General features: G+C 50.5%; 10 protein-coding genes. 2 read left to right on the forward strand and 8 right to left on the reverse strand.

Translation table 11 applies throughout. The annotated features are described in order from the left end of the window. Positions 1-104 precede the first annotated feature (104 nt). Positions 105-620 carry a hypothetical protein gene (locus H6F88_RS09180; RefSeq protein WP_190642439.1) on the forward strand — a complete coding sequence of 172 codons (516 nt, stop codon included), beginning with the start codon at positions 105-107 and terminating at the stop codon, positions 618-620. Between the two features lie 160 nt (positions 621-780). Here the strand turns inward: H6F88_RS09180 and H6F88_RS09185 are convergent, their stop codons facing one another. The 7 genes from H6F88_RS09185 to H6F88_RS09225 all read right to left on the reverse strand — a co-directional run bounded on the left by H6F88_RS09185 (position 781) and on the right by H6F88_RS09225 (position 14,226). Then, positions 781-1,341, reverse strand: coding sequence for a chemotaxis protein CheW (locus tag H6F88_RS09185; RefSeq protein WP_190642440.1), 561 nt, complete (start codon positions 1,339-1,341; stop codon positions 781-783). 181 nt (positions 1,342-1,522) lie between these two features. Continuing rightward, complete coding sequence (locus H6F88_RS33210; protein ID WP_242050469.1) at positions 1,523-6,055, reverse strand: response regulator; 4,533 nt, start codon at positions 6,053-6,055, stop codon at positions 1,523-1,525. A 2-nt stretch (positions 6,056-6,057) separates the two neighbouring features. Next, entirely contained in the window at positions 6,058-10,674 is a 4,617-nt protein-coding gene (locus H6F88_RS09205; protein WP_190642441.1) for a GAF domain-containing protein, read from the reverse strand. 174 nt (positions 10,675-10,848) lie between these two features. Further along, on the reverse strand, positions 10,849-11,391 hold the full coding sequence (locus tag H6F88_RS09210) for a chemotaxis protein CheW (protein ID WP_347277680.1): 543 nt from the start codon (positions 11,389-11,391) through the stop codon (positions 10,849-10,851). Beyond that, positions 11,366-11,743: a response regulator gene (locus tag H6F88_RS09215; protein WP_190642442.1), complete on the reverse strand. Its 378-nt coding sequence runs from the start codon at positions 11,741-11,743 to the stop codon at positions 11,366-11,368. The genes H6F88_RS09210 and H6F88_RS09215 overlap by 26 nt, the downstream gene beginning before the upstream one ends. Before the next feature lie 495 nt (positions 11,744-12,238). Further along, entirely contained in the window at positions 12,239-13,300 is a 1,062-nt protein-coding gene (locus H6F88_RS09220; protein ID WP_190642443.1) for a response regulator, read from the reverse strand. A gap of 761 nt (positions 13,301-14,061) precedes the next feature. After that, positions 14,062-14,226: a hypothetical protein gene (locus H6F88_RS09225; RefSeq protein WP_190642444.1), complete on the reverse strand. Its 165-nt coding sequence runs from the start codon at positions 14,224-14,226 to the stop codon at positions 14,062-14,064. 341 nt (positions 14,227-14,567) lie between these two features. On the opposite strand from H6F88_RS09225, the gene H6F88_RS09230 reads away from it, so the two are divergent. Further along, positions 14,568-14,876: a hypothetical protein gene (locus H6F88_RS09230; protein ID WP_199318273.1), complete on the forward strand. Its 309-nt coding sequence runs from the start codon at positions 14,568-14,570 to the stop codon at positions 14,874-14,876. Between the two features lie 301 nt (positions 14,877-15,177). Here H6F88_RS09230 and H6F88_RS09235 read toward each other — a convergent pair whose 3' ends face one another. Continuing rightward, positions 15,178-15,435, reverse strand: coding sequence for a hypothetical protein (locus H6F88_RS09235; RefSeq protein ID WP_190642445.1), 258 nt, complete (start codon positions 15,433-15,435; stop codon positions 15,178-15,180). Positions 15,436-15,438: the final 3 nt, after the last annotated feature.

Below are 15,438 nucleotides of genomic sequence, written 5' to 3' on the forward strand. Positions count from 1 at the left end.
ACTTTGAAGGAAACTTGTGTAAGTGAAGACTATTCTCAATAAGTAAGGTTTAGAATAGCTCAGACAAGTTTGCTGAGCCGTTGGTGTATATCAGGAAATAAAGAATGAGTAACCAAAATCTTCGAAATTTGTTGATTGGCGCAGGAGTTGTAGCAGTGGGTGCGATCGGCACTAAAGTTGCTACCGACTATCTGAGAAATCGTGGCAAGGAAGAAACACGAGATGAAAAAGAGGGTGATGTTGAAGCACAGTCTCCCCAAGAAGTTAGTTATGTCAATGTAGAGCAAAATTCAGTCCAGCAATTTCTAGATGCTAGCTTTGGCAAAGCTGGACGCTATGTACCAACCCGTCCCCCTAAAGTGTTTGATTACCAAAACAAACAATATATGGTGATTTGGGCACATGACAACGAGCAAAACAAAGACCAGATGCTAGCGTTCGTCTATACGGGGCAAGGGCGCGAAATGATTGCCAGTGTGGGATATACCTCTAGCAAGACGGACTATAACCTGGAGCTAGACGGGACTCCATTTGCGATTGAGGTAAATAACAACCAAATTAAATCTGGTAAGGGTGAAACCAGCGGCACCAATGAGGTTGACCTGGTTTTAGCAGCCTAAATTTTTAGCATCCTACTCCTTTCTTACCAAAAGATTAGGGATGTACCCCGCAACGCGGGGTACATCCCTAATCTTTTGGTACATAGTCTTTGGACGGGAAGGGAGTAACTACTTGTGGGATGAGCAAACGTTGCTTTGCCCATCCTACCTTTGGGCTAATTTAATAGCCAGAAAAATGATGAGTGACGGGTTCAAGCAACTGGTGCAAGTTCAACAGAAACAGGGGGGGTTGACCTTGAATCGACGTGACGAGAGCATGGACACAGCGAATTCCACCCTCGGCAAAGTGATTGGGAGGCAAGGGCGAAAAGGCTGACTGAGGCACTCGGCGTAGGCTAGGCTGTGAGTTTAAGAGAAGTCCTACAGGCTCTCCATGAAAGCTATCCACAATGACTAAATAGCGTTGCTGATTAACAAACTGAATTTGAGTAGTGGTGTGGTTAGGAGCAAGTGGTTCGTCGGGATTAGCTGCTTTGGCGATCGCCTCCCCAAAAATTCGCCGCCCCATATCTAACACTACCAGTTCTTCTTCTTGATAGAAAGCAACACTAGCCCCTGTGTTAAACAGTGAATCGTGTAACTTATCCAACAGAATGACTTTTTGAGCCACCAAAATAGGCAGCGCAAACCACTCATGATGAATCCGAAAGGCAATGAGCTGTTGGCTGGGCTCAACCTTGCGGCTGGCGCGGCGGTAAGCGAACGACGAAGGGAGTGCCATAGAGAAGGCGAAATGAGGAATGAAGGATGAGGAATGAGGGATGAACGATTTGTAGAGTGGACAGCGCCCACCATGCTGAGTTTCACCGTGATTAATTCACCATCATTTCATCGCCTCCTTGCCCGTTTAGCTAACTGCTCTGAAAGGTATCTGTCAGGTCAATGTTGGCTTCTTTGTTGCATTAGCGTTGAGCCGTTGGAGTATTGATCAGTTGTTCTAAGGTCCGCAGTAGGGCTTGTTCGTTATAAGGCTTGGAGAAGTATGCCGTTGCGCCTAAACTCATCGCAAGCTGGCGATGTTTGTCGCCACTGCGGGAGGTAAGCATGGCAATGGGGATGCGATCGCACGCCGGATTCGCCTTCACCTTCGCCAAAAATCCATAGCCATCTAACCGAGGCATTTCAATGTCACAAATCACTGCCTGCACCTGGAGTCCAGCCGCCAGTTTTTCCAGAGCATCTTGACCATCTTTGGCTTGCTCGACCCGGTATCCAGCCTTCTCTAACGTCAGCGCTAGGAAGCGGCGAACGTTAATCGAGTCATCCACAATCAGGATGGTTGGCTTAGAGGGTGGCATAGAGGGCGCAGTCGGAATCGGCAGCGCGGGTTCTGTCAGGGCTGCATAGTTAGACGAAAGCGCAGAAGCAGGGTAAGCCGGGCGTTGCACCGCAGGATAAGACGGCTGAGCCGGAACCGAGATCGCAGGCGGTTGAACGGGCTGGACAGGAGCCGCCGGAAGTTGAGAAGGCGGGTGAGCAGGTTGAGTCGGTGCAGCCGGAAGTTGAGAAGGGAAATGAGACGGCGTATAGGATTGAGGATACGCCGAGGGATAGGAAGGCTGCGACGTAAACAGATTGGGGGAGGAGGGAGGCACAGGCTGCTGAAAAGTGGGTTCTGCCACCGGCACAATGCTAGAGCGCTCGTAGCTGGTAATCCAGTGCAACAGTTCTGGAATATTAACCAGGGGAACGACACGACCATCGCCCAAAATCGTACAGTTGGTGAAACCACTGGGCATGGGCAGATTCCCCTCAACCTGCCGAATCGCAACTTCCTGTTCACCCCAACAGCGGTCTACTTGGATGCCAATAATTTGGCTTCCCTGGCTGACCATGAGAATGGTGGGCGAGTTGATGGTTGGGGGCGCTTCCAGCCGACTGATTTGACGGGGACAGCGAAACTCTAGCCAGCGGAACAGGCGAATCAGTTGCACCATGCTGCCTTGCCACTCAAAGGCTTCACTGCCTGCGGCGGAAATCACTTGCTCAGACTGGAGTGCCAGCATTTCCTCCACCGCATCTGTGGGGAATGCCAGCAGCATACCGTTGCTCTCGGCTAGCAGCACTCGTGCCACTGAGAGCGTGAATGGAACGGAGAGTGTAAAGGTGGTACCAACGTTTGCCTGTGTGTTGACGGTAATTTCGCCGCGCACCTGCTTCAGGTTGTCGCGCACTACATCCATGCCAACGCCGCGACCAGAGAGCGCTGTAACGCGATCGGTGGTGCTAAAGCCCGGTTCAAAGATGAGAGAGAGCAGTTCTTCGTCGCTGGCTGCCGCTAGCAGCATTGGGTCTAACCCCATTTGACGGGCACGAGCCCGAATCTTATCGAGCGGAATGCCACCACCATCGTCGCTAATCGTGATGATGGTGCGGTTGCTGCGGTGAGCGGCAGTAATTTCGATGATGCCCTGCTCTGATTTGCCGTGTCGTTTGCGAGTTTCAGGATCTTCGATGCCGTGATCAAAGGCATTTCGCAACAGGTGCATGAGCGGATCGTTGAGCGCTTCGAGAATGTTGCGATCGATCAGAGTGCTGCTACCCTGCAGTTTTAGCTCAACCTGTTTGCCGTACTGGAGTGAGAGTTCGCGCAAGGCTCTGGGGAAGCGATCGACTACATCTGAAAGCGGACGCATCCGCACCTGCGTCAGGCTAGTCTGAAGCTGACGGGAAGTTTTGTTGAGTTCGCGGGTGGTCTGTTCGGTGTCCTCTAGCCCTAGCTCAATGTCGCTGGTCACTTCCTGAATCTGGACGATGGTTTCCATCACTTCCTGAGACAGCAGGTGCAGGTCGCTGTAGCGATCCATTTCCAGTACGTCAAAGTTGCTATTGATGTCTGAGGAATCGGTGCTTTCATGGCGATCGCCCTCTTCCCTAAAACTACCGTCACCGCTATTTGACAAACCGCTATTTGACAAGTAGTTATCCAGATCACTGTAGCCATTCTGTTTAGCCCAACTGTTGGCTCCGACCAGTGACGGCGCGGCTTCAGAGGCGATCGCCTGCGTTGCAACCTTATCGTAAGCCGTCCGCAGTTGAGCATTTGACTGCTCCAAAACCTGTACTCGATGGCTGAGTGTTCGCACCAAAGCCCGCATCCGCTTCATATGCATATCCAGACCATTCCGTTCGATGGTCAGTTCGCCAAACAGGTCATTCAGTTGATTTAACTGCTTGAGCGGCACCCGCACCGTGTTTTCCTGGCTTTCTCGAATGGGGGGTGGCGTGGTGTCTGCCTTTGCCTCCAGCGCTCGAAAATTCATCGGCCGTGCTTCCGGCTCGGGTGCGGTCGGACGAGGTCGAACGACTTGAGTCTTAGGCTCGACAACAGATTCAGCAGAGCGGGGCTGACGCAGTGGGGGACGGGAACTCGGAGACTGTGACTGAATTGGTTGCGGTTGAGTGATTTGGGGCTGAACAGGCTGCGTCCGAACAGGCTCCAGTCGAGTAGGCTGCGTTCGAGTAGGCTGTGTTGAGAACTGAGTTGAATCAGATTGAGGTTGACTAAATCGCGCTTGTTCAACTCTCGGCTGTACGGGTTGAACCTCTGGGGAGGACTGGGTGGGACGATTAGGCTGAATGGGCTGGGTAGGCTGAGTGGGCTGGGTAGGTTGAATAGATTGAGCCTGATCCAACTGCGACGGAATGGACTCTGTCTGCATAAACGGCAGTTGAACGCTTTCATCTGCCGCCGTTAGTCCATTTCCTGCATTGTTAAATGCTTCTTCAAAAGAGGATTGGTCAAAATCAGCCTGCTCAAAACTCTGGTCAAAGGCAGCCTGTTCTGCGATCGCTTGATTAAAGGCAGCAAAATCAGCCTGCTCAAAACCAGCTTGGTCAAAATCAGCCTGAGCAAAACTCTGGTCAAAATCAGCTTGGTCAAAATCAGCCTGCTCAAAATCGGCTTGAGCAAAACCAGCTTGGTCAAAATCAGTTTGAGCAAAATCAGCTTGTTCAGAATCAGCCTGGTTAAAATCGGTTTGAGCAAAACCAGTAGCCTGGTCAAAATCAGTCTGATCAAAATCAGTCTGAGCAAAACCAGCCTGGTCAAAATCAACTTGGCCAGAATCGGTTTGAGCAAAACTAGCTTGGTCAAAATCAGTTTGAGCAAAACTAGCTTGGTCAAAATCAGTTTGAGCAAAACTAGCTTGGTCAAAATCGGTTTGAGCAAAATCAGCCTGGTCGAAATCAGCCTGAGCAAAATCAGCCTGCTCAACTTGCTCAACCTCAACCTCAACTTGCTTAACCTCGACTTGCTCGACCTCAACTGGGTAGAAATCTTCCTGTTCAAACCGATCGAGGTCGGCTGTTGACTCTGGAGCAAACTGGTCAAAATCAGTTTGAGCAAAATTAGCCTGGGCAAACTGAGCAAAATCTGCGCGGTCGAACTCGGTCTGACTTAGTGAATTTTGCTCAAATGGGTTGCTGAACCCAGCAGTTTCTATCGGATCTGCAAAAGTAGATTCTGTTAGAGAATCCATCTCAGCTTCCATTGCCGCATTCGTTTCAGCTTCTAGTGCTGCATCCGCTGCAAAATCTGAGAAAGTTTCTGTGAGAGATTCAGATTCAACCTCATTCGGAAATTCGGCTGACAGTTGATCGACCCAGAGGGCTTCCATCTCTTCGGTGATGATGGGCTGAGCCGGGGCAGTGCCGACCTCGATGCCAGCTATCTGAATGGCTTCCGGTAGGCTATCCAGGTTACCTGTTAAGACGAGGGCCTGCGATCGCCGCCATGCCTGCAATGCTTGTCGGGCGATCGCCTCCGTTTGATCAGGAGCCGCTTCTAGATAACCTGCCACCGATTCACACAGTTTGGTGAAGGACGCAAGCTGAAGCATTTCGCCCAGCCCGCCTAGCTCTTGCGCCAAAATCGCGATCTCTTCGTATAGGCATGGCATTTCTGGGTCTGCCAGCACCGACTCCAGTCGCTGCAAACACCCTTCTACCTCGGTTTGGAAGAACAGCGGAATAATGTCCTGACCTTCTTCGGGTGACAGCACAGAGGTTGCATCCTCTGCCTGAGGATCGCCCAATCGTTCATACAGTTGGTCAAAGATGGGGTTGGCGTGATAGTCCAGCCAGCGAGAATCGAGGGAAACATTGTGGCGATCGCAGCCAATGACATGCCGCAAACAGTCCACCGCAGAGAGCAGCAAGCCCTCCAGTTCGCCGTCAATTTCCAGCGAAGCCTTCTGCGTTTTCAGTACCTTAAACGAGTCTTCTAGCCGATGGGCCAGATGGCTCAGGGCATGAAACCCCATCATTCCCGCGCCGCCTTTAATCGAGTGAGCCGCCCGCAGCGCAGCATTGATCTTGCCTGTATCAATGCGACCGTTTGCTAGCCCCAGTAAGGCATCTTCCAGCGTACCCAGATACTCCAACGCTTCGTCGAGAAACTGGAGCTGAATTTCGAGTTCCTTGTCTTTTGACATTACTAAGCCTCAGAGCCGACTTTGAAGGTACCAACGGACGCTTGTAACTCTTTGGCAACTTCCACCGTTTGCCGCAGAGAGCCAGAAACCTGGCGAGACGAAACAGAGGTGCGCTTGGACACCAGTGCAATTTCTTGCATCAATTCTTTGACCGATTGAGAAGTTTGCACCTGAGATACCGTGGCGTGGGAGATAGACTGCACCAGTTGGTCAATCTGGTGAGACACTTCTAGGATTTGTCCCAGACTTTGCTTGGCATCTTCGACCAGGCGCGTGCCTTCGACCACCTGAGTGGTACCTAGCTCCATTGCTTCAACCACCTGGCTGGTTTCACGCTGAATGTTTTCCACGATTTGCTCAATCTCCTGGGTGGCAGCGGCAGAGCGGGCAGCCAGTTCGCCCACCTCTTCTGCAACCACTGCAAAGCCCTGTCCTTCTTCGCCAGCACGAGCGGCTTCAATTCCGGCGTTGATGGCGAGCAGGTTGGTCTGCAGTGCAATCTGATTAATCAGCGACACCACTTTGGAGATTTGTTGAGATGATTCACCCAGACGCTTCACCTTTTTGGCAGTTTCGCCGACTGTTTCACGCAAACTGAGGATGTTTTGCACGGTCAAGTCCATTGCTATGCCACCCTGCTCAGCACTCATCGAGGCCATTCGAGCGACCGTTTCTGCCTGCTTCGCGTTGCTTGCCACCGCCTGAATCGAAATCGTCATTTCCTCAACTGAGTCGAGCGTGCGGGTCGTTTCATCGGCTTGCCGCAGGGCTTCATCAGCCAGTTGGCGAATTGCGCCTTCGTTGTCGCCTAGGGCAGCGTTAACCTGCAAAGCAGAGTGTTTCACCTTGGTTACGATTTGCCGCAGGCTCTCCACGATGGAGTTGAAGAAGTCTGCAACCGTACCGATTTCTCCGGCGGTTACGTCTGCCCGCACGGTCAGGTCTCCTCTGGATGCGCCTTCTACGTCAGTGAGCAAATCAACCAACTGCCGCTGAATTTCTTCTTTTTGCTGACGCCGTTCTTCTGAAAGAGCTTCAGCCGCGATTCGAGCCTGTTCCTTTTGCTCAAACAGTTTGGCTTGCTCCAGAGCGAACCCAAGCTGGACGGCAACTTGATAAACAAAGTCAATGTCAATCTGCTGCCATTCCCTTGGTCCAGAGCATTGGTGAACCACTAGCAGTCCCCATAGATGGTCGTGGATCAGAATTGGGGCGACGACATTGGCTTTTACCTCAAAGGGTTCTAGCTGTCCGAGATAGCATTTGTCGAGGTTTGCTTCGTAAATGTTGTTGAGTGCTTGTACCCGTCCCCGCTTGTATTTCTCAATGTAGGACTGGGCAAAGCAGGGGTCGTTGATATTGGCATTGAGGGCAACAGGGAAGCCACGGGCGACTGATTCTGCAATGACTTTGCCTTTCCAGTTTTCGTCAAACAGGTAGACGATCGCGCGATCGACCTCTAGAGCTTCGCGAGTGTTCTGTAGTAATACTCTGTAGATGTTTTCCGGCTCTAGAAACTCTCGCATTTGGGAGGTGATTTCGTTGAGCTGTTTGGCGCGAGCGGCGACAGTCGCCTGCTGCCTCAGCAGTTGTGCCTGATCAAGCGCAAAGCCAATCTGAATAGCAACCTGCCGCATGAAAGTGATATCGTTCTCTTTCCAATCGCGTGGACCAGAACATTGGTGGCTAATCAGCAGACCCACTAGCTTTTTGTCGGTTAGAATCGGCGCAACCAGGTTTGCTTTTACGCCAAACGGCTCTAGCTGCTTCAGATAGCAGTCGGTGAGTCCGGCTTCGTAAATGTTGGGAGTGGCGTGAACCCGACCTTTGACGTACTTGCTGATGTAGCTTTCGGCAAAGCAAGGATCATCAATTTCTGCACCCAGGGCTACCGGGAAGCCACGGGCGACTGATTCTGCAACGACTTTACCTTTCCACTTGTCGTCAAACAGATAAACGAGGGTGCGATCGCATCTCATTGCTTCCCGGACGCCGCTGACGGCAGTGCTGTAAATCTGCTCAAGCTGAAGTGTTTCTCGAATGCGTGAGGTAATTTCGTTAATTTGCATTGCTTGACGAACTGCGACCGTTTGCTGTTCAAGCAGAAACGCCTGGTCAAGCGCAAACCCAATCTGGGCGGAAAACTGAGAAAACAGATCGACTTCTGAATCTTGCCAAATGCGCGGGTTAGAACACTGGTGCCCGCACAGCAGAGCAAACAGCTTACCGTTTCGCATGATCGGCGCAACAATATTTGCCCTGACCTGGAGCTTTCGCAAGATCTCGCAGTGGCAGTCGGTCAATCCTGCTTCTTCAATGTTGTCTCTTGTCCAAATGCGTCCACTGTTAAAGCGATCGATGTCACCTTCGCCCAAGGGGTCATTGATAATTTGCCCCATTGCTTTGATCCAGCCAGAGACAATTGATTCTGCGATGACGGTGCCACTCTTCCAATCGGGGTTGAACTGGTAAATCACCACGCGGTCGGTTTTGATGGCTCGGCGCACCTCATCCACCGACATTTGCAGAACGTCGTTGGTGTTGAGCGACTGCCGAATTCTCAGGGTGACATCCTTGAGGATCTGTGCCCGCTCAGCCTCGGCTGCTTTTTGGGCTGCCAGAGTCATTCCTGTTAGCGCCAGCCCAACCTGAGCCGCCAGTTCTCGTAGGTAACCAATTTCAGACTGCTTCCAGACTCGCGTGCCAGAACACTGGTGCGCCACCAGCAGACCCAGCAGCCGTTCACCTGCTACGACTGGCACAACCAGGTTTGCTTTCACCTCTAGCCGCTGCAAAAGCTGCTTGTGGGCAGGGGAATAGTCGGTTGCCTGAAGGTCACTCGTGGGCACAAAACGACCGCGCCGATATTCCTCTAAAATCTGCTTGGGAATGCAGGGGTCGGTAATTTTATCTTTGAGCGCACGCGGCCAACCCGGATCAACCGCCTCGGCAGCAATGATACCGCTGTAGTCTTGCTCGAAGGCATAAATCACCACCCGATCGACCGTCAGTTGCTTTTTCGCAGCCTGTACAGCCTGATCAAACACGCGCTGGTTGTCGCCCCGGCTGGCAGCACTGGCCATATCGGTAAAGAACTGGGCCTGTTTAACTGCCTCAGCTTGCTTTTGCAGCAAACTTTTGACCTGTGTAATCAGATGGTTAAAACTGTGGGCCAGGCGACGGGCTTCAGCGGGGCCTTTTGCCTCGGCGTAGACGTTGAGATTTCCAGCGGCAACCTGCTCAGCCACCTGGGTAAGCTGATTCATCGTGCCGGACAGCCGCCGTGCCAGATGGGTGGCGATCGCCGCTGCCACACCGCCCATAATCACAAACAGCGAGGCAAACAGCAGCACCCAGCCACGCCCAGAGCTATCGGTCGCGCTCTGGTCAACCGAGGCGACGGCGATCCAGTTGGTGCCAGGAATGGTGGACAGGCTGTAGAGTCTGCCGTCTGCCACCGCATTAGTTAGTAGGGTGCGATCGCCATTCTGATTTGCCACTGCCTCTACAACTAAAGTGCCACCCGGAGATTGAGTGCTAGTTGCCTGAGAGCGTGCCACCAGATTTGCCACCTGCTGCTTAACCGCGTCTCCTCCCAGAACCTCAGCACCATCGCTGCTGCCTTGGGCGGTGAGGGTGCTAAGGGCGATCGCATTGCCATCGGCAGTGGTCGCAAGAATCTGTACCTGCTCAGAACCAGATAGCGCCGCATTGCCTAATGCTTGGAGTGCCCGGTTGAAATAGCTGGCAGGCAAAACACCGCGCACGGTTCCCAGAAACTCACCCGTGTTGGGGTCAGCGATCGCTTGCGTCAACGCCACACTCGCTGTATTCGTTGAACTATCAAAACCCAACTCAATCACCGGGCTATCGCCATCCTTTGCTTGCTGCCACCAGCCCTCATCGCTCTGAACAAAATCAGAGGGCTTGCGATCGTAAGCAATGTTAAAGCCGTAGCGCTCAGTCACCGAAAATTCGACAAACTGCCCCACCTGCGCGGCACGGCTGACATAATCATTCATGCCGCTGTCAAGCACCAGTTTTGTTGCGCCAAACCGCTGCTCTGCCTGCTCAACTGGCTCCTGAGTTAGCCCAATCAATTCCGCTTCCTGGGCTGCCGTGTTAGCAAAATCAATTACAGGCGGATCAGTTGCCACAACCGTGGGAATTTTGAGCGCCTCTTGCAGCAAATCGTTTGCCGATTCACCCGCTGCCAATACCCGATCCTGTAAATCTCGCTCGACGACCTTGGCTGCTCGCTGGTTTGTAATGCTGTAGCCCATCAAACCCACCACACCCAGCGGCACCAACATACTGGGTAATACAGTGGTTAGAAGCTGCTGGTTTAGCGATACACTGCGTGGCTTTTCAGGAACACTTTGGGATAAGGAATCTTCTGGAAGAATGGACTCATTCGCCTCATCTTCAACCAGAGTTGCCTCAGGAAAATCTGCGAATAAATTGGTTTGATCATCAGTGGGAGCGATCGCTTCCAGTGGATCTTGACCAGCCTGGTTTGCCTGACTTGCTGAATCATCCGAAAAGATAGCTGACAGGGGAGTAGTGATTTGGGAGGGGTTCAAATCACCATTACCATTGGAATGCGTCCGATTAGCCATAGCGTAGATCTTGGGTAGGTAAGTGGACAGAAGTGAATATCAATGGATCAGACTAAATACGGTTGGTGTCCTGGGGGTCAGGCAAAAGCCAACTCACTTGCTATCTGTCCACTCACTGGCAAGCGAGCTAGTCAACTCAAACAAGACAAAGGCAAAACCAATCGGGGGCAAAAGTTAAGAATGCAAAATTGACGATTGCACGATGGCTTCAGCGTTTAGCACCAGCGAGATTTCCTGCTGCTGCAAAACACATCCACGCAAATAGGGGAGCAAGCTAGATGGAGCCTGTCCCGGTGGAGGTTGGATAGATTCAGCGGTTAACCAGGCAATTCCTTCAATTTTTTGCACCCCCAAACCCAGCGGGATCGAACCCACCCGAATAATCACCAGGCTATATTGCCGCACACTCGTATCTAGCACAGGCAGTCCTAAAAGCTGCGCCAAGTCAATGACCCACATGACGCGACTGCGGCGATTCATTAACCCCAACATGCAGGCAGGCATATTAGGCATGGGTGTAAGGCGATGCACAGGTAGGATGAGCGCTTCCTGAACGTGTTTCATCGAAAACACCGCCGGAGTTTGTTGCCCCAGGCGGAACCTGAGGTAAGCATCTCCTACAGGCTTTTGTTGACGGCCTGGCTGTAAATTAGGCAGCGAATTGGGCGTTATCAGCGCCGAATTGGGCATATCAGCCTGCGATGGACTTGACGGCACGAATAAGTTGCTCTCGGGTAAACGGTTTGGTGACATAGGCGTCGGCTCCCTGCTTCATTCCCCAAAGTCGGTCGATTTCCTGATTCTTTGAGGTACAAATAATGATGGGTACTTGGGCTGTAACGGGATGTTTTTTGAGGCTGCGACATAGCTCAAAGCCACTCATTCCAGGCATCACCACATCGGTGATGATGATATCTGGTTTTTCTTCGATCGCTTTGTTGAGCGCCTCTTTTGCGCTGCCTGCATTGATGATGACGTAGCCGCTCTCCCGCAAATAGTGGCTCATCAACTCCATCTCAGATACGGTATCTTCGACGATCAAAATCGTGCCCATCAAAGTAATGCTCATCCTTGATTGTCCTCAAACCAATTAACAGCGATTGTGGTTGTGATCCGGATCGACTTGGACTTTATTTAGGGGGGCTAGGGGCTGGGGGCTGGGGGCTAGGGTTGGAAAGAGCCGTAGGATAGGTTAGCGCAGCGTAACCCATACAGCTCAGAGGTTTAGCTATTTGAAGCAACTCCAATAAATTGGATCAAACGCGGAATTGAAGACGCTGTTAAAGGGTGATTGAACAGTTAAAGTGGTTGCACTCAATCCTCTCCTCGCCCCTCTTGGGCAGGAGGAATCAGAGCTATCTCTACTGAAAGTCAAAGTCCCCTTTTTAAGGCGAATTTAGGAAATCTTGAAGGATAGCAACAGAAACAGGGAAACTTTTCAAACTTCCTGCCACTATCCCTTAAGTTGGGTTCCGCTATGCTTCACCCAACCTACAACTTCACCCAACCTGCGACTAGCTCCCTGCCCCTACCTGATCCCTAATTCGCAACTTCTAACCCTTAATCAGGTCAAATGCTTAAATACCATCTTCAGCAGATCTGACTGAGTGAAAGGCTTGGTTAAGTAGCCAGAAGCTCTTACAAGTCTGGCTTTTGCCCGGTCGATAAAGCCAGTGTTGCCCGTCACCATGATGATTGGCGTGTCTTTAAAGGATGAGTGGCGACGCAACAGTGAACACAACTCATACCCATCGAGGTTAGGCATTTCTACATCCAGCAAGATCAGGTCGGGTTTGCTCCGCACGATTTGCATGAGGGCTTTGACTGGATTGTTGATCATCAAAACCGAGAAACTTTTGTCATCCAAGAATGAGTTGATTGCATTTAAAACTGTTGGGCTGTCGTCAATGCAGGCAATTGTGTAAGTGGTTTTTGGAGCAGGCTGGGCAGGTTGAGTGGGAATGGATGCTGGAGGGTAAGCTGCATTGGGTTGAACGACAACAGACGGCTTTTGTGGGGTTTTGGGGCGATCGCCACCATTCCGATTGAGAAAATCGGGACGCACGACTGGAGAGGCAAAGGTTGAGCCTGACTGCCGTTTGCGCAACTGTTGCTGGCAATGCTCAACCAGTGAGCGTAGGTCGAGATGGCAGAAGATCGGAAACTCATTAAACCGTTGGCGATCGACTAATTCATAATTGCCTTCTTTAATCGCCAGAAAAGATTCCACAACTTCTTTAGCCAAGTCTTCGATCAACATGGCAGCTTGAGCCGTAGTGAGATACTGTTGCTCAACTAACCAGCAAACTGCTTGGTAATCACGGCTCTGAGTCGGCTGATGCTCCATTGCCGTTTCAAACAGCAGGCGCACCTGGACGCGAATCGCGCTAACTAAAGCCGGAACCTGAGCGCTGAGGCGACGCAAGTGGCGATCGAGCCGATCAAATGGATCGATCGAGTTAGAGGCATAAGTGAGTTTGCCATGCTCTAAATAGATTGACCATGAGGCAGAGTTAGTTGCCACTTGTAAGCAACCACTTGCTTGCCGGCTTGAAAGCTGTGCCAGTAAGCTCAGGGGATGCAACTTCTGAAAAGGTCTGTAGCTAGACATAGAAAGGGTGTTCATTGATTCCACTCTGCTTCAGTTCAAGGAGTAACGATTAGAGAATTTTGAGTTTTGCTGCGAAAACCACACTTAAAACCTGTTTGAATCTTGTGGGGAATCTCCAAAAAACGCTTTGGCTTTGGCGATCGCTGACCGAGTGAAGGCTAAGTTAAATGCTGCTTAAACCCCTGCCTTCAGTCGTCTAGCAACCCCTGAATGTCTCTGTGCAAGCTCCAATTATTGGCAAAAGAATTTTGTTGAATTTACATCAGAGATAACTTTGGCAACTGCGGAACTCAGAGTTTGCCCCGTTGGTGCTGACAAGTTCAATTTTGCTTCATTAGAAGTAGACTGCTTGCAACTAGGCTGCTGAGAATTCTGATTGAGCCGAAGAAGAACATGGGTCATCAAATCGCTAGCGACAAGTGACAAGTAATAAAAGATTCAGTCTTTGTTGGGTCACATCACAACAGTTTGAGAGGCAAATGCTTAAACCCTGTGCAGCTTTGAGCTGGATACTAAGTCCGTCTGGTAGAACTCAAAAGCGGCAGTGCATCCTCTGAAAACTGAAATACTTCGCTTAGTCCCAAAATAAAGATAGGCATCCTGTTTGTTGTACTCAATGCTATCAGGATCTCATTCAAAGTTGATAAAATACGGGTAAAGAGGCAAAAGCTGTATGTAAAGTTAAAGCAATTCCTATGTTTCTATCTGTATGTAGAAAATTCAGGAACTTTTTTATACAGTTAACTTAGTTTTTAAGTTGAGTTTAGCTAACTAGATCAGATTTTCCGCCCTAAAAGATTGGGTGGAGGGCGATCGCCTCTTTTATCGAAGAGTTGCAAGAAGCTAGAAAACTGAGTAGAAGCGTTTGCCCATACCATTTTTGCCGCTTCCTGGTGCTTTAGTTTATACATTTCTTGCTGAAACCAGAATACTAATTTCACGACCAAACTTAGCGCGAACTAAAAGAATGATTGGTTGACACCACCATTTTTTAAAGCTGCATCTGAACGTAAATGGAAGTCAAACTCAAACTTGAACGGGTTTACTTGATCTAATTTCCGCTAGCAGTAATAGCACGGCAGCGAAACTACTCAGACTTAAAACCTGACCGAAGAAATAGAGTTAAGTTTGCCAGCTCTTACTGACGATGGAGCGCACCTTGCTGCGGCTCAAGTATGGTGACAAATAGTCGGTTGCGAGTTCTTGCAGACAGCCGCTTGATGCGAAATAGCTGTGGGGCGATCGCGCTGACTGTAATTTATTGCAATAATAGGACCTATTTATGAGTGATCCAATGAACCGTAGAGAAGCCGCTACTCCTGGAGATCCGAGAGAGGCAGAGCCAGGACGTGGCGCTCCGGGCGACCAGTGGGCGGTTCAGACTGCCCAGGCTACTGATGTAAATGCGCCTGACGCGGAAATTCCTTCTAATGTAGATGTGGAAAAGAACATTCGCAACATTAAGGCAGAAGAAGAGCAAGAAGAAGGTTCAGATTTGCCAACCACGCACGGCTATGTGCTAGACGAGTCAGGACGACTCGACAATTTTGCGGTTGAGCCACCTATGTACGTAGAAGGACAGGACAAATAGTAGTGAGGGAATAGAAGTAATAGATTATTTCTATTCCCTCTGTTCCTTTATCCATCCCCTACCTTTTATGGATGTCAAATGCTTTTCTCTCAACAATAGTTGGAGTAAGCATATGAATAAAAAGTTTCTTTCACGAGTGGACGATTAGCAGGAAAAGTGACGAGCATTACCGGAGCCGCAACTAAAACTGGTGAAGCGCTCGCCCATAAGTTCTGCAAAGAAAGTGCAAAGGTTGTTATTAAGGGTTACTTGATGACCCTGTGCAAGATGTAGTTGCTACGATTACCGAGAGACTGTATCCTCAGAGACTTCCTTGAGGAAAGGGAAATAGGCTGAGTAGTCCCAAACCTGCAAGCGTCAGCGAGAGCGAGAGCAACAACAGTTTTAGCTGATTTTGCCAGGGTCGAGGGGAAGTCGAACTAGTTGAATTTCCTTTAGCAGCGGGTTTTGCTCCAGCGGGTACTAAAAACAGCAGCAGGCTACCGAGGGTCATCAGGCTACCGAGGATTAGGGCTGTTCCACCAATCCAGGCGATCGCAATCCACAAAAGCTGACTCATAAT

The sequence above is a fragment of the Oculatella sp. FACHB-28 genome (genome assembly GCF_014696015.1).
Classification (GTDB): Bacteria; Cyanobacteriota; Cyanobacteriia; order Elainellales; family Elainellaceae; genus JAAUTN01.

Bases quoted from the DNA above. Each gene is read 5' to 3' on its own strand.
- H6F88_RS09180 (WP_190642439.1), top strand. From the start codon at position 105: ATGAGTAACCAAAATCTTCGAAATTTGTTGATTGGCGCAGGAGTTGTA.
- H6F88_RS09185 (WP_190642440.1), bottom strand. From the start codon at position 1,341: ATGGCACTCCCTTCGTCGTTCGCTTACCGCCGCGCCAGCCGCAAGGTT.
- H6F88_RS33210 (WP_242050469.1), bottom strand. From the start codon at position 6,055: ATGTCAAAAGACAAGGAACTCGAAATTCAGCTCCAGTTTCTCGACGAA.
- H6F88_RS09205 (WP_190642441.1), bottom strand. From the start codon at position 10,674: ATGGCTAATCGGACGCATTCCAATGGTAATGGTGATTTGAACCCCTCC.
- H6F88_RS09215 (WP_190642442.1), bottom strand. From the start codon at position 11,743: ATGAGCATTACTTTGATGGGCACGATTTTGATCGTCGAAGATACCGTA.
- H6F88_RS09220 (WP_190642443.1), bottom strand. From the start codon at position 13,300: ATGAACACCCTTTCTATGTCTAGCTACAGACCTTTTCAGAAGTTGCAT.
- H6F88_RS09230 (WP_199318273.1), top strand. From the start codon at position 14,568: ATGAGTGATCCAATGAACCGTAGAGAAGCCGCTACTCCTGGAGATCCG.
- H6F88_RS09235 (WP_190642445.1), bottom strand. From the start codon at position 15,435: ATGAGTCAGCTTTTGTGGATTGCGATCGCCTGGATTGGTGGAACAGCC.